This window comes from Candidatus Hydrogenedentota bacterium (assembly GCA_035450225.1).
GTDB lineage: Bacteria > Hydrogenedentota > Hydrogenedentia > Hydrogenedentales > SLHB01 > DSVR01.
On sequence record DAOTMJ010000001.1, the window covers coordinates 367,686 to 389,990 of the forward strand.

Genomic DNA, 22,305 nt, shown 5'->3' on the forward strand with positions numbered 1-22,305 from the left:
ACGATGCCGTTTCCCGCTTCTTCCGCAAAGCGGGATTTTACGTTGAGCGGATTCTAGCACACGCATGGATCGCGGTCAAGCCTTTGCGAAGCGCTAGAAACCGGATGCCGCGGGTTGCTAGAATGAACTTCATACCGACTGTTGAAGGGAGGTTTTCCATGCGGATTGTATGTGCAACGTTCGTTGTGATGGGCGTCATGATCGTTTTTGCCTCAACTGTTTTCCCCGATATCCTGGCCGACAAAGACAAGATGGCCGTCCGGGACGGCGTTCTTTATTTGGGGAAGAATCCGTTTATGATGCGCGCCGTTCGGGTATCCGAAATGGCGCTGCGAAGCACGGCGCCGTCCGAATGGGCGGCAACGCTTGCCCGGATTGCCGACGCGGGCGGCAATGCCGTGTGCTTTACCCTTCCAGGGTATGCCGCAGACGGTTCGCTTTCACCGGGCACGGCTAGGACAATCAAGGCCCTCATGGACGCGGCGTTGTGGCGGCGGATGGGGGGGCTTTGCAGGATTTTGCCTAAAAAGGCGCTTGATGATAAGGAAAAATGTCTTACGATGGTCCGATCGGCCGCAGCGGTATTGAAAAACGAAAACCGCCTGGTCTACTGGATTGACGGCCCCAATGCCGACGAACTGGTAAAGGCGTTTCGCGAAGCCGCACCCGGCCTTGTCGTCGCCGCGAAATCCGGCGGCGACATCGAAGTGGTCGAAAAACTGGTGGACAAGCCCCCTGTGCGTGGAAAGAAATCATCGCGTAGACCGGCCAAACAAACTGAAAAACCCTTGATGCTTTCAGGAGAAATACCCCCGGCGGAACGCCTCGGTTCGGTCCATTTCGTTTTACCTGGAAATGAGCAATCCTATGTTGATCTGGAGGCCGCGATGAAAAATCCCGCGGAATCCGCGGCGTGGAAACCGGATAATTCCACACTTTCCGAACGGGAACGAGCGGAAGGGTTTGTTTCTTTGTTCGACGGCAAGACGCTTGACGGCTGGTGGTTTCTTGGCGCCAACACGAAGGGATTCGCGGTCGAAAACGGCGCCATTGTCTGGAAAGCGGAAGGGGGGCGCGCTTTGTATACACGCGATCGTTACGACAACTTTATTCTGCGTTTGGAGTGGAAAATCAACAAGGGGGGCAACAGCGGAATCTATCTCCGCGCGCCGCGCGCGGGACGGCAGTCGAAGATTGGTATGGAATTCCAATTGCAGGGCGATGCGGGGCAACCGGTAACGAATCAGACCAGCGGCGCCATTTACGATGTCGTCGCGCCACGGGTGAATGCAACCAAATCGCCCGGAGAGTGGAATACCGTCGAAATCCTGTTGGATGGCGGTCGTTTCCGTGCAGTGATGAACGATCAGGTTGTGCAGGAAACGGATTTGGAGCAGAACGACGAACTCCGAATGCGCCTGCGGCGGGGTTTCATCGGATTGCAGGATCACGGTTCGTTCGTGGCATTCAGGAATATTCGCATCAAGAGACTGTAGCGGCCGCATTTCACTTTCGGGGCCGCCGGCCGGCAAATCCATGTGGGAGGTTCGCGCATGCGCAACCCGCGGTGGTGTGCAAGTATCCTCGCCTTGTTGTTGATAGGCTGTTCGGCGCGGGGATTTGTTCAGGGGACCGTGGCCGGGGAAACCGGACATGAGGGCGCGGTGCGGGTGGTCGGGGAAACCGAGGAGGGCGGTGTGGGGGTGCTCACCGTCGAAATTCCCTATCTGGATGTGCGCGGAAAAACCAAACTCGGCATGGGGCGCCTGATGGTCCGCGCGCAGGAGTTGCGGTCGGGCAGGCCGATCCCCGTTTTCTGCCATGTTCATTACGAGAAGGACATCGGCGGCGCCCGAAAATGGTGCGAGCGCGGCTGGGCCGTGGCGACTGCTCATTATGACAAGGAACACCCCATAGATGTTTCGGTCGGCGACGGCTACAACCTTGCCCATGCGCTGATCCAATGGGTGCGACGCCTTCCCATTATCGATCCGGCTCGTCTCCACATTGACGGCGGCAGCCAGGGCGGCTACATGGCCTTGGCCATGAGCGCCGATTTCTTTCCTGTGACGTCGGCGACGGCCGATTGCCCGGTCGTGAATTGGGCGTATAACCTGAACTATTTTGAGGCGAACCGGGCCGTTTCCCGCTACCCGCAACAAGACATCAAGGACAGCCCGTTGCCGGTCGTATGCGCCGTGACCATGCTGGCGGATTGGGCCTATGGCGTTTTTGGAAACGATCTCGGCGCCGATACATGGTATCGGCTGAGTCCGATTGCCTGGGTGGATCGCATTGCCAATCCGGTCCTGATTGTGTGCGCGACGGGCGACATGCTCGTCCCCATGGAGCAGATGATGCGCGAGGGCGTTCACAAATGGGACAAATCGCTGTTTCCCGAAGGATACCAACGCGATTTTGACGCATTGACGCGCTGTGAAAAGGCACGGAAACGTTTCGTTGAATGTATTCCGGCCGATCAGTTGGATGTGCGCGTCATGCCGTTGCAAAAAAACAGTTTCGAGATTACGCTCGATATGTTTACCGACGCCAAAAAGAAACCAGGCCGAAAACCCAAGAATGCCGATCGCCCGTGGTCGCCGAACCGGCAATGGACGATATGTTGTCTTGACGAAGGCCCGCCTGCGCCGCAGGCCTCGCACACCCGGTACGAATGGGCGACATCGCCGGACAGTTTTGTGGCGGCGCACCAGAAAAGCAATCTGGCGCCGGCGCTGTTGAACGGCCCGAAACTCGAACATCTCCTGCGGCGATATATGGGGCAATTGCAGGATCCGCCCTTGCTGGCCGACGGTTCGCCGGCCAACCGTCTGAATTTCGCACCCCTGGAACGGCTTGACGTGTTGACAGGGCTTCTGACGTTCGCCGAAACAAACCACGCGTGCATGGAGCGCCTGGCAGCGCTGTATGACGCGAGTTCCCTGAAGCCGTTTGGAGAAACCATTGCTTTGGATGCCCTGCGCCGTCTGGCGCAAGAAGCACGGGCCGCGCTTTCCAACAAGCAAAAGGGGGCGATATGAACGGAATAGCGTTGCTGGCGGCGTTGTTTGCCGCGGGCGAGGATACGGTTACACATGCCGAACTGCGCGCGCCGGGCCTTATCTGTACGATAGGCGACAACCGTACGCTGGGCGAACACCGCGCAGGTTACAACGGTCTTTTCGACTTGCGAATTCCGGGCGAGACGGAATCGGCGTTCGTGCCCGCCTATGCCGGATTGAATTTGGAGCATTACTTCGACATCAATCCACGGCCCTCCGAGCGTGAAGTCTTTTTCGAGCCGCGCTGCGCGCCAATGACATTGCGGCGGATTGCCGAGTCGGCCGTGGAACTGCACCAGCCGCCGACGCCCGTGTACGGCGTCGAGAGCTGGACGCGATTCGAAGCAGCCGGACCGTCCCGCATTGACATGGCCTTCCGCTGCATTCCACGCAAGGCGGATCTTGCGGGCGGCGTGCTGGGCGTTTTCTGGGCATCCTACATCAACGCGCCGCCCGACAAGAGCATCTATTTTCTGGCGGCGGGTTCGACGCTCGACAAGCCGGTTTGGGTGCAATACTGCACCCAGGAACACGGGCGCGACAGCACCGTCCGCCATGAATCCGACTCTTTCGATATCCCTTTCGCGGGAGGTCCGGGGACTCTCTTCAATAATCTGTCGCCGCTGCGGTATTCGGTCCCGTTTTTTTACGGGCGTGCCGGGCGGAACGTGTTGATTTTCATCTTCAAGCCGGGACCGGTTGTCCGGTTCTCGCATTCGCCTTCCGGCGGGGGCGCGACGCCCGCGGGCGACGGCCATAATCCGGCATGGGATTTTCAGATGATCGTGCCGAATTACCGTATAAATCAGGAATACAGACTGGACATGCGGTTGGTATACAAGCCATGGACCGATAGGGCCGATGTAATATCGGAGGCAAGAAATTACCTTGAAGCCCGCTGACTGGTTGGCGAAAGCGCGGGAATGTTTTCTCGTCGAACTACGGGGATTGGATGCGCGATGGCATCCGACGCTTATCGTCGCCAGCGCCTCGGTTGCCCTGCTCTTGCCGAAATACACGGGTTCGCTCAAATGGTTTCCGGAACTGCTGACGGCAATCGGCGGCACGGAATTCGCAGGGTCCTGCGCCCGAATCCACTTCGATCAGACGTTCCTGCTGCAAGGCCTTTTCCCGCTGCTGATGATCCTCGCGATGCGCGAAAAACCGTCCGCATACGGCCTTGGCCTGGGCGATATCCGGCTTGGGCTGAAAATGTGCGGATTGTTTTTTCTGTTGTACATTCCGTGCTTTGTCGTTCTATTTTTCAACGCGGACTTCCAGGCCTATTACGCGGGCGTCACGCGATCCCACGAAACGTGGGGGACGTTTTTCGCCGCGCAGATCCCCGCGATCGTCTTCCTCTGTTTCCGGACGGAGTTTTTCTTTCGGGGATTCATCCTCTTCGGGATTGCGAAAGACTACGGCGCGTATGCGGGCATGCTTATGCAGGTCATCCCCTACGTGATGGTCCACGCGGGCAAGGCGCAACTGGAGGCGCTGGGATCGCTGCCGGTCGGATTGGCGCTGGCGTACCTCGCTGTCCGGACCGGTTCCATTTGGTATGGCGCTTTTCTCCACGGCAGCATCGCGCTGCTGTTCAACGCGCTGATCCTGTTGCTGCACTTTGCGGGACGGTAATCGCGACGCCCAATCAGGCGGTGGCAACGCGCTCGGAATACTTGCCCGTGCGGGTATCTATCTTGATCGTGTCGCCGACCTTGATGAAGAGGGGAACCTGCAGCTTGGCGCCGGTTTCGAGAACGACCTGCTTGGTGACGTTCGTGGCCGTGTCGCCTCGAACAGCCGGCTCGGCCTCGACGACTTTGAGCTGGACCGAAATGGGCATTTCCGCCAGTACCGGCTTGCCTTCGATAAAGGAGATGGAACAGCGGTCCCCTTCCCGAAGGAATTTTTTCGAGTCGCCGAGGAGGCTGTCCGGAATGAAGATCTGATCGTAGGTCTCCAGATCCATAAAATGCAGGGTGTCTTCCTCGGCGTACAGGAACTGCATGTCCTTAGCTTCAAGACGGATTTCCTCAATCTGATCGGTCATGCGAAACGTAACATCCATGACGCGCCCGGTCTTGACGTTTTTCAGTTTGGTGCGCAGCATGGCGCGCCAGTTGCCGGGCGTCACATGCTGAAATTCGACCACGACCCATATATCGTTGTTGTGGCGAATGGCCATTCCATTGCGAAATTCGGAAACCGAAGCCATACTCGTATTCAACTCCTGTGGTTCTTGCTGCGTCAATCGCGTATAGCATAACATGCGCGAAGCGCCCGACGCATCTCGCATCATTCCACATGGCTTCCTTGTCCGCATCGGTTTTGTTTCCGTTGTCGGTGGCGGCAACGCCAGTCTCCCACGGCTTTGACAAACCGGAACATGCTGGCGGGGGAAAGTGGGGGGGGATGAACCGATGATAATGGCGTATTGCATATATAGCGCTGCTATAAATTAAAATGGTCACATTGCTTCCGCGATCCGTTCCTGTCAAAATATGCGCCCGAATTCCAACGTCGTCCGGTCCGATATGGCTTTGTTCAGTGACAGGTTTCCGTTTGCGCCGCGCGCAAAAGATTTTTCCTATGGCGCGGTGACGCCGGAAAACCTGCCGTGGATCATGCGCCGTCATATTCTCACGGGGGCAATGGGCACGGCTTATTTCAACCTGACGACCGGCATGTTTTTGGTGGCCTTTGGCAATGCCATCGGCGTGAGCGTGATGGAATGGGGAATACTGGGGGCCGTGTCGTGCTTTGCTATTGCCATGCAATTGATCACGGCATACGCATCGGGCCGCTTCGGCTACCGCCGCGTGCTCTGGTTCATCGGTGAAACCGCCAACCGCCTCCTGCGGACGATCGCCATTATTGCCGCCTACCTGTTCGTCGATCATGGATTTCCGGCGGCGGCGCCCCATGTGCTGGTCGGGTTGATGTGCGCGGCCAGTTTCGCATCGGCGGGAGCCGCTCCGCCATGGTACAGTTGGCTGGCGGACCTGATACCGGAAAAGGTGCACGGCACATTCATGGGACGTCGCGACGTATGGCTGTCCTTTGCCACGGTGGCGTTGGTGATACCGGCCAGCATCGGCGTGGACATAGCGCCGAACCATGCCAAAATCCACGCGCTGGGACTCGTTTTCGCTTTGGGAATGGCGGTGGGCATGGTGGATTTGTTCATGCACCGCCGGATTCCCGAACCGGCGCCCGCCTGCGATGCCAAGGGAAGTTTCCTCGAACATTTGCTTGCGCCCCTGCGCGACGGCGCTTATCGTCCATGGCTGGTGTTTACGGCCTGCTGGAATTTCGCGGTGTTTCTCGGCGGGGCGCTCGCGACCATTTTCTTCGTCGAGGATTTGCACATTCGCGATCACCTGATGGGGGGCGCGCTGGTGTTAGTGGCCGTTCCCTTGGCCGGCATCATGCTCACCGGTAGAATGACGGGGCGGTTGGTGGATCGCTTGGGCGTGAAACGGGTCATGATCGGATCGCATTTCCTTTGGACCATTCTGCCGATCTTCTGGATCGTGGCGACGCCGGCGACGGCGATGTTCTGGCTGACGGTAAGCAGCATTCTGGGCGGGGCCGGCTCTTCGGCGGCGGTCAATGCCTCGCTAAAAATCCAGACCCGCATTTCGCCGGGCAATTATCGGGCCATGTATATCGCCATCGCGGCCTGCGTGGGCAATTTCGCGGGCGGCTTGGCGACCCTGATGGCCGGTTATTTCCTCGAAGCGCTCAAGGGACGTCAATGGACGGTGGCGGACATGGTCTTCGTGCCGTTTCACGTCATTTTCATCGTATCGGTTCTGTTGCGCCTGGCGGCGTGGGGACTCCTGTTCCGGATACCCTCGCCTCAGTTCGACCGGCCCATTGAAAAGGATTCCTGAGGCAGTCATCTTGCGTTCGTCCTTCTTCGTATTCAATGATGCAGGCATTGAATCGGAAGGAAACAGGGATGACTGGCGCCAAAATCGGATTCGCGTGTTGTTGGACGGCAGGAATGGTCTTGCGAAATCAACCATCCGGCGGGAACCGCTGATAAACGATGTTTGCTTTCATGGCCATTGTCCTCGTCTCCGTGGGCGCGCCCGAAATCTGGGTCGAATCGCCGCTGGTTCGCGTGTTTCCGGAAAGTTTTCCGTTGGCCGAATCCGCCCGGGAAGCGCGCCTGCGTGCCGCATGCGGCGAACGCGAATCAATCCAACTATGCATCCGCGCCAAGGGAAAGCCGCTGGAAGCCGTTTCGATCGAAGGGCATCCCATCGGAAAACATATCCCGCCGCCCGACGTGTACCGCACCGGCTATTTGCGTATCGAGCAACCGTCTCCGCGCGCGGAACGCGAAGGAACCCTCTGGCCGGATCCCTTGCTTGAATGCAACACGTTTTCCCTTGAAGCCGATTCGACGGCGGCAATCCGGCTGATATACGGCGTGCCCCGCGACGCTGTTCCGGGGACCTATTCCGGAAAAGTCTCCGTCCATTTCGGCAAACGGGGCAAACGCACAATCCCGATCTCTTTTGAGATCTTTCCCTTCCTGCTGCCTGAAACGCCATCGCTGCGAACCGCGTTTCCACTCGATCGCAAATCCATCCGCGACGTGTACGGGATCGCCGACACGGATCTGGAGGCATGGAAACCCTTTTACGACGCGCTGTCGCGCGAGCGCATCGCATATCGCGTGTGGGACGGGGGACCGCTGGTCACGATCGATCGCGAAGGCAACGCAGACACTTCCCGTCTCAAGGAGCATATCGCCTACGCGGTGGACTCGGCCCATTTCAACGCCATTGATATCGGCGCGGGTCAGGCCGGCATTGCCCCGTTTCCAGCGCCCAAGCCCGGGAAATTGCAGGATCCACTTCAATTTTACCTGCACGACATGTGCAACTGGCTCGATGATCGCGGCCAATTGCCGCTGGCCTATATCGAAGTCATGCCGCTGCCGGAACGTGCCTATTGGCAGGCCGCGCGCGAGGCCTACTTTCGCGTTCATAGAAACGACAAGCGCGTTGCTCGCCTGCTCGCGGGCGCGGGCGATCCCTTTTTCGAACGTTACACGGACATTTGGGCGACGCCGCTCGGAAGTTTCGACCCGTATTGCGATGCCTTGCTGCGACAGGGACGATCATTGACCATCACGCAAAACGCTCCCGCGGAGGCGGTTTCCGCGCGTTCTTCGGGCAGTTTTCCCGGCGAAACCTCACGCGAATCGCGTCCTGAAGACGCATACGACGGATGCCTGTTCACCTATTGGGTCTCGCGTGGAATCCCCATGCCCGACGAACCGCAATGGCTTCAGATCAATCTAAGGGAACCGGTGACGGTACGAACCATTCGCATCATCTGGAAAAACGGGCTGGAAGCGAAAGAACTCGACGTCGAGCGATGGATCGGCAGTCATTTCTCGCGTTTCTCCCGGATCCGCTGGACGCCGCATCCGCCGCCGTCCCTTTTTACGCAAAGTTCGCTCGAAGGCACATTCGACGAAGCGGAAACGTTCCAGTCCATTCGTTTCGAGTTTCGCGCAAGTTTTTTTCACCGGGTCGTCGGCGTAACCGAGATCGTGTTTGGCGACATGGACACACTCGAACCCGCCGCGTCCATTGCGCCGATTGCCACATGGCTCTGCGAATCCGTGAATGATTTCCCTTCGTTTGCCGTGGATGCCCGTCCCGTGGAGGCCCGTTTGTTTCCATGGGTATGCTGGGGGCATCAAGCGGAGGGTTTCGTCGCGCGGCGTCTGAACCGCTGGCCCCCCGCATGGGTAAATGAGTCCGTCGCCCAACCGCTGGTCTGGCGATGCAGAGACGCGGGTCTCGGTTTTCTTTTTTATCCGGGACGCAACGGCTTGCTGCCCTCGGTGCGTTCCGAAGCCCTGCGCGACGGCATGGAAGACTTCGAATATCTTGTCATGCTGGACCAGGCCGTGAAAATGGGCCGCGTCTCCGCGCGCGACGCCGGGACCTTGTGCATGCGCCGGCTGTTCAGCGCGAATGTCCCGCCGCAACAGGTGGACGAATTGGCGCGCATTGTCGAATACGACCGGGTACGCATTGGATGGGCGCTTACCAAGGCAGGGAAGGATCAACGGCCCTGACACGGGCTTGTCATCGTCATCGTTATCGAAAGGACTTTGTGCATCGAAGCATGGAGACTTCGATGACAATGGCGATATCGCCGGATGTCGGTCATGCGCCGCATTCCGCGAGATTCTTGTCCCACCAACGATTGGCGCCGCTGATATAAAGCGCCTCGGGAATAAGCGGTTCTTCGAGCTGGGCGGATGTCGTTTCGGATATCGCGCCCGTCTCGACCAGTTCACGTCCCGCCGCGCGCACGCGATCGCGATAGGCATCCAGAATGGGGCTAAGTCCGGGCATTTTGAGTGGAAACAGTTCGCCTTCGGTTCGGTAAATTTCACCGACGACGCGGCTGTTGATGTTTCGCGCCATCCGCCGAAAATACAGCCGGAGGACTTGGAAATGGCTAACCTCCGCGAATCCGCAGTTCGATACAATCACAAAACGTTTGGAGGCCAGCATGCCCTCGCGGGGGATGTGTCTGCACTCGCCGTTTTCATCCTTGTAAAAATGCGGATCGGCCGCCGGAATCAGGCGATCCAGAAACTGCTTCATGATGCCGCTCACATTGTCCACATAGAGCGGCGTCGCAAACACGATGACCTCGGCGGCCGCCATTTTCCCCAGCAGTCCCGCCATGTCGTCTTCGATAATACAGCGGCCCGGAGTCTTGATCCAGCAGACATAACATCCGCGGCAATGACGGATATCGTGATCGACCAGAAAAACATTTTCGGTTTCGGCGCCGGCCGCCTGCGCGCCTTCCAGAAACGGCGCCACAATGGCGTGGGTATTGCTCCGCGGACCGCGCGGACTTCCGTTGAATGCGATAATTTTCATCATGCGTCCTTTCACCGGTTGCGGCCCACAGAATTCATCATGCGAAAGAGGATTGTCAAACCTTCGGTCAGTCCCGTGAAAAATAATTCAAGGAATCTCGAAAAGCGTCAGGCCATCAAATGCACATGTGTTGTTTGCCGCGAACAATCCCACGCGTGACTCCGGCCAGTCGCCTTCGATTTCTCCCAGCTCAAGCCCTTCGGCAAAAAGCAACGTGCCGCCCTTTCGCTTTACGACCCGCAGATTGTTGCCATTGACGGACACGTCATGTGCCCTGTGGATTCGGGGATGGACGACGAACGCAACTTCAGGCAAAGACCGGTCATGACGCTTGCCTGATGCCACGATTCGGGTAAAATCCGCGTCAAACAAGACCATCAGATAGTTTCCCTCATTGACATAGACCGCATAGACGCCGCCCGCCTTCTTGGCCTCGGTCTGCACGGTGAATTCATAGTATCGAAGAGGGTCGCCTTTGAAGGCCGATTGGTGCGGCTGAAGGACAAGGCCCCCCGTATTTCCGTTTCTGAGGCCGGCGGTGGAACTTGTCCAGCCACGAATTGAGCGGCCCCATTCGTCCCACCCGCGTGTCAACGAAAAACTTCCGAAAGAGGCGGAACAACCCGAAGCAAAAAGAGCCGGCAGACCCGGCGAGTACTTCGAAATGGGTTCTTCGGGCAGATCCAAGCGCAGGGCCCCCAGATAGACACTGAAGGCCCCTGCATTGTTTTCGATTCGCAGATCATGCGGCCCTTCCCAGTTGAATCCGCGTGGCAACGGAACCCGGTGTTCTTTGCTTCGTTGGCCGTGCGAGAGGCGCTGAAAGGCGATGTCTTTTGCGCGATCAATTCCAATGAGGAGACGTGTCCCGTGCCCGTTGTCCCATGCCACGACACCCAGACGGCCGGCGTCTTTTTCCCGATATTGCAGGGTTGTTTCCAGCACATAGTTGCGCATCCATGACACACGGGGCTGCGCACATCCCTCGCCGGTTTCAGCGCAAACATGAAGAGCGCCTTGCCGCTGTTGCCAATTACCTTCCAAGTTCCAGCGCGCCACGGGCGATGCGGCATCCTCGAAGAAATCCCGAAACGTGGGCAGGGCGGGCACAGGGTGGTAGCCGGGCACGGCGGCGGTGGTGGGGCCTTCCATAAAGAGTTCATGACCGAAAAAATGCACCCGATCGATACATTGCGATCGAGCGCCCCGATCCGCAAAGTAAAGGAGCCACCATTCAATGCCGTTCGGTCCGCGCACCAAATTGGGCTGGCCGCAATTTTTTGTTTCAGGCGCCTTGGGGTCGATCGTGATGCCCGCATGCCTGGGATCGAGGTTCGATCGCAACACGGGAAAACGGTACTTGCCGCCGTTGTTGAAATTCAGGGGCCCATCGGATTCCGCAACGCCAAGGGCATAGTTTCCATACTGGGGACTGGTATGATTGGCGTTGTACATCATGTAATACCGGCCCCGATATTTGATGGTGAAAGGCCCTTCGTTGATAAATTGCTTGGGTTTGTCGGCCGTTTCCCAACTATCGCGGACCGCCGTTAGCAGAGGTATGGGTTTATCCGCCAATTTCCAGGGACTGGTCATGGGCTGGCCCCAAATCGCATTGCCAAAGCCAAATTTTACCGTATAGAAGTAGAGGCGGCCATCGTCATCCTGAAAACATTGCGGATCTATGCGTCCGTCAAAGGGAATCTCGCGCACCGGTTCATGGTAAGGACCTTCGGGTGTTTTGGCGACGGCATGCCCAATCTGACGCAGTTCACCGTGATTTACCGACCAATAGAGATGGAACAGGCCGTTATGCAGCAGCAGGTCGCATGCATGGATATTATCATCCGTGGCGGCGGACCCGGACGTCCAGGCATTTTCCATTGAAAAGGCATGCTGTGGACCGGACCAATGCACAAGGTCGTCGGAGACAAATAGGCTGCCGTCTGTTCCCACACCCATAAGATAGTATTTCCCGTCATGCCGCAAAAGGCCCGCGTCGGCCGTATGGGGCAACACCGGATTGGGCGCGCCCAGCAGATACATGGCCATCAACCAGGAGATCAAAGCATTTCCTTCCATGCGCCAAAAGGTCCACAACAATACGAGCAGCATACACAATAACGCCGGCTTTTCAAATTCACTCAAAGCACCGGCGGATACAGGCGCAATACAGGTCCCTTGGCCCGTCCGGTTTTCATGCATGTTTTCCGCTATTGCGGACGCGGCGGAGAGGTCGGCTATAATGGCGGCCGTCAACTGGCGCCTCAACGTCTGTCTGGCTTCTACAAATAGCAACAAGAAATTCTTGGGCAACTTGCGTAATCAATAGAAATTCCATGGATTAGCAAGTGCGAAAACCATGGGGTCCCGAGTGCGATGACGATTACGATGACGAGCACGAGGAGAAATTGGGTTGTGGGTGATGCCCACGTCATAATGTGTTTATCTCGACGGCAGCGGATGTCCCCATGAACTTGTCGGCGCCGGTTATTGTGTTTGGCGGCGGAGAACACGGCCGCGGATTTATCGGCGGTGTTTTGTATCGTGCCTTTTTCCGAAGCGGTTCCCCTCACGTGATTGGATTTGCGTCAAGGGATGCCGACCTTTGCGACCGCAAACAGACGGAATCGCTCTTGCCGCGAATCCCCACGCATGCGGCGTGGATTGTGGCTGCGGCAAGAAACCCAGACGATCCTCGACCCGCTTCGGAGGCGCTGCGCGTCAATGCGGCCATCGCGGAGCATATCGCGCATATTGCCGGCATGCGCCCTCCTGTTCATCTTGTATATTTGAGCAGCATTGACGTTTATGGCCGGACGAATCTCGCCTTGCCGCTGGACGAATGCAGCCCGCTGCGGCCCGAGAGTCCATATGCCGCCGGCAAATTGGCCGCGGAAGGCATTCTCGACGCCTGCTGCGAAAGACAGGGGATCCCGTTGACGATTTTGCGCCTGCCCGGCGTGTACGGTCCAGGCGATACGCACCATGGGCCGGTGCGCGCGTTTCTCGATGCCGCCCGGCACGGCAAACCGGCCGTCGTGCATGGCAACGGACGCCAGCGAAGGGATCTGCTCTATGTGGGCGACATTCCGCGGCTCGTCGTGGAAATTCTCGGAAAACGCGTGCCGGGTGTATTCAACGCGGTGACCGGGACAACGGCCAGTCTCAATGAAATCATTGCCCTCATCGAATGCTTGTCGGGCAAGCGTCTCGACGTCCGGTACAATCCCGAAATGCCACAGTACGACATCGTGTTTGCCCCGTCCGGTCTGTTGTGCCGCCTGCCCGATTTTGCGTTTACGGACATCAAAACCGGTCTTGCCGAAACTTGGGCCTGTCTGAACAACCAAGCCCGGCATTTCGCATAAATCCCATCGTGCATGTATTGGAACTGGTTTTGCAAGCCAACCGTGGGATTCGACAATCGGCTTTTGGTATCATCCATTTCCAGGCAAGGAACAATCGGTATGAGAGAAAAGGCGACACGAATACACACGGACGGACCCGCGTTTTCGTTGGTCTCGAATCCATTTCAAGGACTGACAGAAACCGTTCCGGCGATCGTATCCGACACGCCCGCCGTGTCTGCGCCAAAAGAACACGTTGCGGGCAAGACAACACTTCAATGCCATGTCGAGCGGACCCAAAAAGGCGGTTATCCGATCTTCGTCGAGAGGCGCGCGGCCGGAAAAACCGTCACCATCGTCCGCAACCTTTCCGGAGATACGGGGGATCTGCTCGCCGTGCTCAAGAAACGTTGCGCAGCCGGCGGCAAGGCATTCACGGACAGCGTAGAGATTCAGGGGGATCATCGCGAGAAGGTGGAGGCCATCCTGCGCGAATACGGAAAGGGAATATCGTGAAGGTCGTCGCCATCGTTGGAACATACCGCAAGGGCGGCGTTGTGGACATGGCCGTTGACGAGATTCTTGCCTCCGCCCGGGATCGGGGGGCCGAAACGGAGAAGATTTACCTGATTGACAGGCACATCGAGTTCTGCACGAACTGCCGGACCTGCACGCAGCAACCCGGAGATAAACGCGGCGAATGCGCCGTACATGACGAGATGGGGGCGATTCTCGATTCGATCGAAGCGGCGGACGCTCTCGTTATCGGCTCACCGATGAATTTTTGGACGGTCACAGCGGTCACGAAGCGATTTATCGAGCGGCTTGTGTGCTATGCCTATTGGCCGTGGGGCGTGCCGGCGCCCAAGGCGCGCACATCCCGAAAAAACAAGCCGGCCGTCATCGTTGCATCATCCGCCGCTCCCGCCATCATGGCGCGGACCTTGACGAAAATGGTCAAATTGTTGAAAGACGTGGCGAAACTGCTTGGCGCGAAGCCTGCCGGAGTCCTTTTCATCGGCCTTGCCGCGGGCGAACAGCGTCCCGTCTTGAAAGAGCGCGCCAAAAAGAAGGCCCGCGCGCTGGGCATGCGGCTGGTCGCGGCCGGAGCGAATCAACGAAATCCGGGGAGGGCATGAAAATGGCTCGAAAAGTAAACCGCCGCAGGTTTCTCAAGAAATCGCTGGCGGCTTCGGCGGGCACGGCGCTGGCCTTTGGCTTCGAGGAAAAGGCCCTTGCGGCGCATGTCGGCGAGAAAGCCGCGCCGGCCTCTGCGCCCGCAAATCCACAGACGATGCCGATGGGCACAATCAAGGACGTGTCCATCAGCCGGCTGATTTGCGGCGGCAACCTCATCAGCGGCATAGCGCACAGCCGCGACCTGATTTATGTGTCGTCGCTGCTCAAACACTATTTCACGGATGAAAAGGTGTTCGAGACATTCAAACTGTGCGAAGCGCAGGGCATCAACACCGCCATTGTCCGCACCGATCCCAACACACAGCGAATTTGGCAGGCCTATTGGGGAAAGGAAGGCGGAAAACTGCAATGGATTGCGCAAGTGAAACCGACGCTGTCCGATCCGTTGTGGGATACCCGGGTTGCGTTGGACCTCGGCGCAACGGGCGTACAGATTCAGGGCGAAACCGGCGATGCCATGGTGCGGCAAAACCGGCTTGACGTAATCGCCAAGGTAATCGAATACATCCAGGCGAACGGGGCAATTGCCGGCGTCGGCGCGCACGACATCAAGGTCGTCGCCGCCTGCGAAAAAGCCGGCATCCCGAATGATTTCTATATGAAGACGTTCAACAGCAAACAATATTGGTCGGCCGGGCCGAAGGAACGCCACGACAGCGTATTCGAGGAAACGCCCGAAGAGACGATCGAAATCATGAGAACCGTCACGAAACCGTGGATTGCGTTCAAGGTTTTGGGCGCCGGGGCCATCCAGCCGGAAGAGGGTTTCTCCTATGCGCTGAAAAACGGCGCGGATTTCCTGTGCGTGGGCATGTTCGACTTTCAGGTGGCCACCGACGCGGCCATCGCGCGCAAGTGTCTAGCGGAACACCAGAACAGGGAGCGGCCATGGCGGGCATGACGCATGGATCCCTGCTCGACGACGATTCGCGCCACATGCGCTACGCGCTGCGCGAGGCGGAACGCGCGCTGGAATGCGGCGAGGTGCCGGTCGGCTGCGTGATCGTCCATGACGGCCACATCGTCGGCAAAGCCCACAATCAGCGGGAAACCCTTCAGGATCCGACGGCCCACGCCGAAATCTTGGCCATCACACAGGCCGCCGCGCATTTCCGCAGTTGGCGTCTCGAGGGCGCGAAACTCTACGTGACGCTCGAGCCATGCCCGATGTGCGCCGGAGCCATCATCCTGGCACGCATTGCCGAGGTCCATTTCGGAGCCTTCGATCCGAAGGCCGGCGTGTGCGGCACCCTGATGAACCTGCTCGAAGACCCGCGTTTCAATCATCGTCCCCGTGTTCGTCCCGGTCTCCTTGCCGACGAATGCGGCGACATCCTGTCCCGTTTTTTCCGGCGGATCCGGGAAGGATCGGGAATTCCAAAGCCGCGGGCGTCATACGACGATAATTGATTGGAAAAATTTCCTCCTCAGGTTATGTCGGCGATATCGGAATAGAGGATCTATGCGTGTCGGATTGATCACCTTGGGATGCGACAAAAACACGGTGGACAACGAGTATCTTGCGGGACTGCTCGAATCGGGCGGCTGCGAGGTGCTGGCCGTGGACAACTTTGCCGGCGAGACGCCTCTCGACGCGGTCGTCATCACGACATGCGGATTCATCGGCGACGCGAAGGAACAATCGGTGCAGACCATCGTTTCCGTCGCCGAGATGAAACGCACGACGGGCAATCCCCGCCGCCTGTTCGTGGCCGGTTGCCTGGCCCAGCGATACGCTGCCGATCTGCGCGGGGAGATTCCGGAAATTGACGGCATTGTCGGAGTGGGGCAGTTTGCCGAACTGGCCGCCATGATTCGTTCGGAAGATGCGCCGGCCTGTCTCGTGCGCGAAACGCCGCTGGTCGAAATCAACGGAACGTTGTCCCGCAAACGGCTCGACACAAAGCCTTATGCCTATCTCAAGATTGCCGACGGCTGCAATCACCGCTGTGCGTTTTGCGCCATTCCCGCGATGAAAGGGCCGTTCCGTTCCGTGCCGCCGGAGGCGCTGATCGAGGAAGCGAGGGCGTTGCTGAAGCAAGGCGTCCGCGAACTCAACCTTATTGCGCAGGATATTACCGCGTACGGCCTCGATCGCGGCGATTGCCGCCTTCCGGATTTGATCCGCCGGCTGGCCCTTCTGGAAGGCGATTTCTGGATTCGGTGCCTGTACGCCTATCCGGGCGGCATCACGAGTGAATTGATCGAAACCATGGCCTCGACCCCGAAGGTCGTTCATTACCTCGACATGCCTGTGCAGCACCTCGATGCCGGCGTCTTGCGGCGGATGAACCGGCCCGCGTGGGATCTTGACCTCGGCGCTTTGCTGGGGCAATTGCGATCGGCCATGCCGGATGTCGTATTGCGCACCACGATACTTGTGGGTTTTCCGGGGGAAACGGCCGCCGAACATCGCCGTCTGCTGGAAGGACTTCGCGAACACTTCTTCCAATGGGCGGGCGTGTTTTCCTACTCGCGCGAGGAAGGAACGACCGCCGACGCCATGCCGCGTCATCCCGGAAAACACACCCGCGAAAAAAGACGGCAAGACGTCCAGGATCTTCAATCAGCGATTTCGGCTCAATACAACGTCTCCCGCATCGGCGCGCGCACGCGCGTTCTGCTGGAATCCTTCGATGACGTCCAGGGACTTTGGATGGCGCGCAGTCCCGGCGAGGCGCCGGAGGTTGACGGTTGCGTGTTTGTGGCGCCTGCCGATGGCTTGGCGCAAGGTCAATTTATTGAGGTTGAGATCCGGCAGGCATCCGGTTTCGACGTGTTCGCCGTCTCGGTTCAGGAACCGTAGGGATTGCCGCCGCCCGATTCCGCCGGCGCCGGTTCGCCCCAGCCCTCTTCCGTGTTGCCGGTCAGGATGGCCTTGTTGCCGGAATGACGGCTTTCGTTGGCGCTGGTGACGCGGATGGCCGCGCGATCCTTGAACACGCACACATGCTCGCAGATGCAGCATCCCGTGCAGAGATCCGCGTCCACGTGGGGCTGTTTCAGCGTAATCGTGGAACCGTCGCGTTGGCGCACTTCCGCCGGCAGGAAGTAAATCGCCTTCTTGGGCAGCGGGCAATGCTCCTCGCAGACCAGGCATTCCCGGTTGAAGGCGTAGGGGAGGCAGCGGGTCGTATCGAAGACAGCAAGCCCCATGCGAACCTTCTTCTTTTCGTCCAGCGCGAGTTCCTGAATGGCGCCGGTCGGGCATACTTGCCCGCAAAGGTTGCAGTTGTACTCGCAATAGCCGGTGCGCGGGACCATCATGGGCGTCCAAATGCCTTCGAGTCCGGCTTCGAGACCCGTGGGATGAAGTCCGTTCGTCGGACACGCCTTCATGCAAAGCCCGCACTTGAGGCAACGCTGCAAAAAGGCCCGTTCATTGCGTGCGCCGGGCGGACGGATCAATTCAGGATTGAATGAAATGCCCTGCGCCTGGGGCGACAAGCGAAACATGACAAGTCCACCGACTCCACCCATCCCCGCCGACAAAAGGGCACGGCGGGACAAATCCAGTTTCGCCTTGGACGGCGCCGGCCACGGCAACGACCATGTGAAATCCAGCGCACCCCGATTGCATGCCGCCACGCAGTTCCAACAACCGAAACACTCCGAAGCGCGCCATGCGCCCGGTTTTTCAGGGCTGGCGGCCGCGGGGCATTGTTGGGCGCACAAGCCGCATTCGGTGCAGTTGTCGTGGCTTTTCAATCGCAGCACCGGGCGTTGGGCGCACAGGCCCAACAGACCGCCCAGAGGACACACGTATCGGCACCAGAACCGGGAACGGTACAGATTCAATAGAACAATCGCGACGAACAGAAGGAAGATGAGATCCGCACCCCAATAGGTTTGCCGCTTGGCCTTGAACACATGGTCGCGCATGAAACCATAGACCGGCTCCGTCGCCGAGGTCAGATGCACCGGCCCCAGATGCGGATCGGACTGGTACACGGCCGTCGAAGCGTCCTCGATGGTATATTGAGCGCCAGGATAGAGAGCCGTCGTCGTCGCGCGGAACAGCAGAGGCATCGGATCGAAGACCCCGGCCCAATGACCGCCGAACAGCGCCATGCCCAGCAATCCCGCCAGCAGGTAATACTTGGCGCGCTGCCACGGCGACCACGCATCGCGCGGCGGACGCTTGTTCCTGCGCATTTTCGCGCGGAACCACGTCGCCGCGTTGTGCACCACGCCCAGCGGACAAATCCAGCCGCAGAAAACCCGGCCCAATAGAATGGTCACGACAACCGTCGCTATCGCCAAAATGGGAACGGTGCGCAGTTCATGCCCGGCCAGCCATGTGATCAGCGACGCCAGCGGATCCAGATCGAAATAAACGCGCAACCATGGGCTGGCCGGCCGGCCTTCATACAGGCGCGCGGCCCAGAACAGCCAGAAGAACAGCGCGAGCGAAACAATTTGGACTATCCGTCGCGCCCAGACGATCTTCTTCGCAAACGGCTTGCGGTTCACGCGACTTCGAGTTCCTTGGGCGCCAATTTTCGATAATCCATCTGTCCAAGACCCGCCTTGAAACCCGCTGCAACCGATTGGATGTCTTCGGGCTTATGGCCGAGCAATTCGGCGCCGAAGGCATCCAATGCGACAATGTCCGTGCCTGCCGCGACGATATCCATTCGCTTGACATCGTCCAGGTTGCCGCCGGTCGGTCCATTGGCGGTAAGAATGCGGATCGCGTCCAACACACAGAGCCGCGGTTTCATAAATGCCGTGATGTCACACAGGCACGTGGAAAGATCCTGGTGCCATTGCGCGCGCTTGCCCGCAATGACGCCCATATAGTTCTTCATGCAGAGGGTTGCCTTCGAAATGGTGTGGTGCTTGACAATCGGCACGTTGATGACGAGATCCGACTCGATAATTTCCGGATAGACCAGCCATTTGTCGAGGCGCTTGCCCTTGACTTCGACTTCCCGAAATCGGTTCTCATCGAGATAGACCACTTCGGCGCCCGCCGCCTTGGCCGCGGCTTCGATGCCGCTGGCGGGGTAGGCTTTCTTGTTGTCGTTGCAGGTCATGTCGCCGACCTTGACCGTCTTCGCGCCCGCTTCGAAACACAACCGTACCAGCGTGCCCACGACATCCGGGTTGGTATTCGCGGCAAATTCCGGCGCGCGATCCCACGCCATGTTGGGTTTTACCCACACCACATCCCCTTTTTTCACGAAACGCCCCATCCCGCCGAGTCCGGCCATGGCCTCTTTGGTCAACTGAATCGCCATTGCCTGGATGGATTCGGGCGTGTTCGCCGCCGCGCCTTTCCAACGGGCGATACACATCGGCGGCGCTGACGCCTCCTGTGCCGTCGCTGCGCCCAAAGGCCCCAATGCCATCGCGCCGCCCATCATCGCACCCCTTTTCAGAAATTCGCGCCGGGAATGTCTCTTCATCGCATTCATCTCCCTATTGTCGTCGTGGCAGGCAATTCAGTATTTTCTCTTGGCGCCTGCGCTGAATTCATTATAACTGCTCAAAGGCCGCCGTTCCAAAGACCTTGAATCGAATCGTGAAAGGGGGCATGGAAGCAGGGATGGCGGTGTGTTAGTGCAAACGGCGATTTGCCTGCTATACTCCCTCCACTTGAACGGGTACGATTCGATTCCATGAAACGTTATATCCAGGCAATCATCGGGCTGGCCATCGGAATAGGCCTGCTATGGTTTCTCTTTCGCGACACCAATCCGGCCGAGATACGCGATGCCTTGCGCGGCGTATCGCCGGTGTGGCTTTGCATCTCGCTGGCCTTTATCGTTCTGGGCTTCTTCACGCGTGTCCAACGCTGGAGTTATATCGTCCGAACGGCCAAATTCGTGTCGTTCCGCCACATGTTCAGCGCCACGCAAATCGGATTCATGGCCAACTTCGTCCTGCCGGCGCGGCTGGGCGAAGTCGTTCGAGCCGTCGTCCTGGGCAAATTGGCGGGCCTGCCCTTCAGCAAGGCGTTCGCCATGGTGGCGCTGGACCGCGTCACGGATCTTTTCGGATTGGCGGCGGTGATTTTCGTCACGATTTTTTCCTACAAGCCCGAAGGCACGGTCGTCATCCCCGCGTCCGTTTTCGGAACGGAACTCCGTTTTTCCGCCGAAGTGGTGCAAAGCATCGAGGTGAAGATGCTTTTCGTGCTCGTGGCCATGGTCGCCGTGCTCGTTCTTCTGTATGTGAACCAGAAACTGGTCTTGCGCATTTCCGATGCCTGCGTAGGATTCGTCTCGAAACGACTGGCCACCCGTGTGCACGGAATCCTTCAGAATTTCGCGGACGGACTACATGTTTTCCGATCGGCGTCGGATATGGCGAAAGCGATCGCTTTTTCGTTATTGACGTGGGGGACTTTCGTCGTGACCATGGTAAGCGCGATGTACGCGTTCCACATTGATTTCCCGTGGTACATGCCGTTCGTCATGGAAGTGCTGCTGGCGGTGTTCATCAGCCTGCCCGGTCCGCCTGGTTTCCTGGGACAATTCCAGTATCCCATCGTCATCGCGCTGATGATGCTTGTCCCCGGCATGACCATTTCCACCGCCCTCACCTTCTCGATTGTGATTTATGTTCTGAACCTGGTTCCCATCATCGCCGCGGGCACCTATTGTCTAATCCGCGAAAAATTCACCTTCGTGGAATTGACAAGGGAAAGTTCGCAGTTGCAAAGCGAAATAGAAACCATCCGCGAAGAAACGCCGTCCGATTGATTTCCCTGCGCGCAAACCGGAAAGGCCGGGGATCCCGATCCGCGCGCCGTTAAGGCAAGAGAAGTTGTTCCCTGCGCGATTTTCCTCCCGTCTCCTGTTTCCAGGCCCTTTTCAAGGCGTCGAGATCCAACTCCCCGCCGCTCGTCAGCAATGATTGCGCGCCGGCCTTGATCAGGTGATCGCAGGCTGCATTGTCCACCGGAGGAGCCGCAACGAAGACGGGTATTCCCCGGCTGAGCGCAAAACGTGCCGTTCGGACGCTTCCGCCCTCACGAAATGGTTCGACAACGCAGACGCATCGCGCAAAAGCGGCGATAATGGCGTTTCGCATAATGGCGGCATGGGTCGCCCATTGCGCAGTGGGAGGGAAGGGACTGATCAATACGGCTTTTCCTTCGGCCATTGCGGCGGTCATCGCCCGTGAAGCGGCATGCACCAACAGCCCTTGCGGAAGCACGGCCAGCGTGCGACCGCCCGCGGCAATCGCGTTTTCATGCGCGGCGGAATCCACGCCTTTGGCGCCGCCGCTGACAACGGCGATCCCGTGGCGCACCATCCAAGACGCACAGTCGGCGGCAAGGGCGCTCCCTCTTTCCGAGGGCGTTCGCGTGCCCACAATCGCCGCCATTTCATCCTTGAGAAGCGACTGTTCGCCTTTCCCAAATAAAATCGGCGGCGCGGCTTCACCCATGCGCCGGTCCAGAATCTCCGGATAACCTTCCGCCCCCCGGTTTTCCATCCAAATGCCTTGGGCGGCCGACCGCTTGAGAATGGCTCTTGCCTTTTCCAAATCCTCCGCGCTCAAGCGCGCCACGGCCGAGGCAACGACGCTTCCGCAGACGGATGCATTCCGAGTGCGCTCCATTGGCGGCTGTTCACACAATTCGGCCAGCGACAACCCCATCTGTCGGGCCGATGCGGCCAGACGATTGAGGGCCACAAATGCGTTTCGGGCCGCCATAAGCAACGCGAGCGTGGCCACGATTTCAGCGTTCATCGGGTTTCTCTTTCGGTTTGAAGTCCGTGCGTGATACGATGCTTACGTCAA

19 protein-coding genes are annotated in these 22,305 nt (G+C 58.5%); 13 read left to right on the plus strand and 6 right to left on the minus strand.

Annotation, left to right across the window (positions count from 1 at the left end; all coding sequences use genetic code 11):
- The first annotated feature begins 158 nt into the window (after positions 1-158).
- From P5540_01440 to P5540_01455, 4 genes are read left to right on the plus strand one after another with little or no spacing between them, the layout of a single operon-like run.
- Positions 159-1,496, plus strand: coding sequence for a DUF1080 domain-containing protein (locus P5540_01440; protein ID HRT63462.1), 1,338 nt, complete (start codon positions 159-161; stop codon positions 1,494-1,496).
- A 57-nt stretch (positions 1,497-1,553) separates the two neighbouring features.
- Positions 1,554-3,041 (plus strand): hypothetical protein, encoded by a 1,488-nt coding sequence (locus P5540_01445; protein HRT63463.1) that lies wholly within the window; start codon positions 1,554-1,556, stop codon positions 3,039-3,041.
- A complete protein-coding gene (locus P5540_01450) occupies positions 3,038-3,964 on the plus strand; it encodes a hypothetical protein (protein HRT63464.1) in 927 nt (308 codons plus the stop codon). Before P5540_01445 ends, P5540_01450 begins: the two co-directional genes overlap by 4 nt.
- Entirely contained in the window at positions 3,951-4,700 is a 750-nt protein-coding gene (locus P5540_01455) for a type II CAAX endopeptidase family protein (protein HRT63465.1), read from the plus strand. The genes P5540_01450 and P5540_01455 overlap by 14 nt, the downstream gene beginning before the upstream one ends.
- A gap of 13 nt (positions 4,701-4,713) precedes the next feature.
- Here the strand turns inward: P5540_01455 and efp are convergent, their stop codons facing one another.
- Positions 4,714-5,280: an elongation factor P gene (gene efp, locus P5540_01460; protein HRT63466.1), complete on the minus strand. Its 567-nt coding sequence runs from the start codon at positions 5,278-5,280 to the stop codon at positions 4,714-4,716.
- Between the two features lie 319 nt (positions 5,281-5,599).
- Here efp and P5540_01465 point away from each other — a divergent pair, with 319 nt between their 5' ends.
- Together P5540_01465 and P5540_01470 are read left to right on the plus strand one after the other, a co-directional pair.
- On the plus strand, positions 5,600-6,961 hold the full coding sequence (locus tag P5540_01465; protein HRT63467.1) for an MFS transporter: 1,362 nt from the start codon (positions 5,600-5,602) through the stop codon (positions 6,959-6,961).
- 158 nt (positions 6,962-7,119) lie between these two features.
- On the plus strand, positions 7,120-9,174 hold the full coding sequence (locus tag P5540_01470) for a DUF4091 domain-containing protein (protein ID HRT63468.1): 2,055 nt from the start codon (positions 7,120-7,122) through the stop codon (positions 9,172-9,174).
- Positions 9,175-9,265: 91 nt separating this feature from the next.
- Here P5540_01470 and P5540_01475 read toward each other — a convergent pair whose 3' ends face one another.
- Both P5540_01475 and P5540_01480 read right to left on the minus strand, forming a co-directional pair.
- Positions 9,266-10,000 carry a flavodoxin family protein gene (locus tag P5540_01475; GenBank protein HRT63469.1) on the minus strand — a complete coding sequence of 245 codons (735 nt, stop codon included), beginning with the start codon at positions 9,998-10,000 and terminating at the stop codon, positions 9,266-9,268.
- Between the two features lie 84 nt (positions 10,001-10,084).
- Positions 10,085-12,064: a family 43 glycosylhydrolase gene (locus tag P5540_01480; GenBank protein ID HRT63470.1), complete on the minus strand. Its 1,980-nt coding sequence runs from the start codon at positions 12,062-12,064 to the stop codon at positions 10,085-10,087.
- A gap of 404 nt (positions 12,065-12,468) precedes the next feature.
- Here P5540_01480 and P5540_01485 point away from each other — a divergent pair, with 404 nt between their 5' ends.
- The 6 genes from P5540_01485 to rimO all read left to right on the plus strand — a co-directional run bounded on the left by P5540_01485 (position 12,469) and on the right by rimO (position 17,353).
- Positions 12,469-13,368, plus strand: coding sequence for an NAD(P)-dependent oxidoreductase (locus P5540_01485; GenBank protein ID HRT63471.1), 900 nt, complete (start codon positions 12,469-12,471; stop codon positions 13,366-13,368).
- A 99-nt stretch (positions 13,369-13,467) separates the two neighbouring features.
- Positions 13,468-13,863 (plus strand): hypothetical protein, encoded by a 396-nt coding sequence (locus P5540_01490; GenBank protein HRT63472.1) that lies wholly within the window; start codon positions 13,468-13,470, stop codon positions 13,861-13,863.
- Entirely contained in the window at positions 13,860-14,486 is a 627-nt protein-coding gene (locus P5540_01495; protein HRT63473.1) for a flavodoxin family protein, read from the plus strand. Before P5540_01490 ends, P5540_01495 begins: the two co-directional genes overlap by 4 nt.
- Positions 14,487-14,488: 2 nt before the next feature.
- Entirely contained in the window at positions 14,489-15,448 is a 960-nt protein-coding gene (locus P5540_01500) for a twin-arginine translocation signal domain-containing protein (protein HRT63474.1), read from the plus strand.
- Complete coding sequence (tadA, locus tag P5540_01505; protein HRT63475.1) at positions 15,445-15,957, plus strand: tRNA adenosine(34) deaminase TadA; 513 nt, start codon at positions 15,445-15,447, stop codon at positions 15,955-15,957. Before P5540_01500 ends, tadA begins: the two co-directional genes overlap by 4 nt.
- A 52-nt stretch (positions 15,958-16,009) precedes the next feature.
- Positions 16,010-17,353 (plus strand): 30S ribosomal protein S12 methylthiotransferase RimO, encoded by a 1,344-nt coding sequence (rimO, locus tag P5540_01510; GenBank protein HRT63476.1) that lies wholly within the window; start codon positions 16,010-16,012, stop codon positions 17,351-17,353.
- On the opposite strand, the gene P5540_01515 is transcribed toward rimO, so the two are convergent.
- Positions 17,341-19,020: a 4Fe-4S binding protein gene (locus P5540_01515; GenBank protein HRT63477.1), complete on the minus strand. Its 1,680-nt coding sequence runs from the start codon at positions 19,018-19,020 to the stop codon at positions 17,341-17,343. The genes rimO and P5540_01515 overlap by 13 nt on opposite strands.
- Positions 19,017-19,958, minus strand: a complete 942-nt coding sequence (locus P5540_01520) for a DUF362 domain-containing protein (GenBank protein HRT63478.1) — start codon at positions 19,956-19,958, stop codon at positions 19,017-19,019. Before P5540_01520 ends, P5540_01515 begins: the two co-directional genes overlap by 4 nt.
- 213 nt (positions 19,959-20,171) lie before the next feature.
- Here P5540_01520 and P5540_01525 point away from each other — a divergent pair, with 213 nt between their 5' ends.
- Positions 20,172-21,257, plus strand: coding sequence for a lysylphosphatidylglycerol synthase transmembrane domain-containing protein (locus P5540_01525; GenBank protein ID HRT63479.1), 1,086 nt, complete (start codon positions 20,172-20,174; stop codon positions 21,255-21,257).
- Between the two features lie 49 nt (positions 21,258-21,306).
- Here P5540_01525 and P5540_01530 read toward each other — a convergent pair whose 3' ends face one another.
- On the minus strand, positions 21,307-22,254 hold the full coding sequence (locus tag P5540_01530; protein HRT63480.1) for a DNA-processing protein DprA: 948 nt from the start codon (positions 22,252-22,254) through the stop codon (positions 21,307-21,309).
- Positions 22,255-22,305: the final 51 nt, after the last annotated feature.

Bases quoted from the DNA above. Each gene is read 5' to 3' on its own strand.
- P5540_01530 (HRT63480.1), bottom strand. From the start codon at position 22,254: ATGAACGCTGAAATCGTGGCCACGCTCGCGTTGCTTATGGCGGCCCGA.
- tadA (HRT63475.1), top strand. From the start codon at position 15,445: ATGACGCATGGATCCCTGCTCGACGACGATTCGCGCCACATGCGCTAC.
- P5540_01520 (HRT63478.1), bottom strand. From the start codon at position 19,958: ATGAAGAGACATTCCCGGCGCGAATTTCTGAAAAGGGGTGCGATGATG.
- P5540_01475 (HRT63469.1), bottom strand. From the start codon at position 10,000: ATGATGAAAATTATCGCATTCAACGGAAGTCCGCGCGGTCCGCGGAGC.
- P5540_01465 (HRT63467.1), top strand. From the start codon at position 5,600: ATGGCTTTGTTCAGTGACAGGTTTCCGTTTGCGCCGCGCGCAAAAGAT.
- P5540_01485 (HRT63471.1), top strand. From the start codon at position 12,469: ATGAACTTGTCGGCGCCGGTTATTGTGTTTGGCGGCGGAGAACACGGC.
- P5540_01490 (HRT63472.1), top strand. From the start codon at position 13,468: ATGAGAGAAAAGGCGACACGAATACACACGGACGGACCCGCGTTTTCG.
- P5540_01450 (HRT63464.1), top strand. From the start codon at position 3,038: ATGAACGGAATAGCGTTGCTGGCGGCGTTGTTTGCCGCGGGCGAGGAT.
- efp (HRT63466.1), bottom strand. From the start codon at position 5,280: ATGGCTTCGGTTTCCGAATTTCGCAATGGAATGGCCATTCGCCACAAC.
- P5540_01445 (HRT63463.1), top strand. From the start codon at position 1,554: ATGCGCAACCCGCGGTGGTGTGCAAGTATCCTCGCCTTGTTGTTGATA.
- P5540_01500 (HRT63474.1), top strand. From the start codon at position 14,489: ATGGCTCGAAAAGTAAACCGCCGCAGGTTTCTCAAGAAATCGCTGGCG.
- rimO (HRT63476.1), top strand. From the start codon at position 16,010: ATGCGTGTCGGATTGATCACCTTGGGATGCGACAAAAACACGGTGGAC.
- P5540_01440 (HRT63462.1), top strand. From the start codon at position 159: ATGCGGATTGTATGTGCAACGTTCGTTGTGATGGGCGTCATGATCGTT.
- P5540_01470 (HRT63468.1), top strand. From the start codon at position 7,120: ATGTTTGCTTTCATGGCCATTGTCCTCGTCTCCGTGGGCGCGCCCGAA.
- P5540_01525 (HRT63479.1), top strand. From the start codon at position 20,172: ATGAAACGTTATATCCAGGCAATCATCGGGCTGGCCATCGGAATAGGC.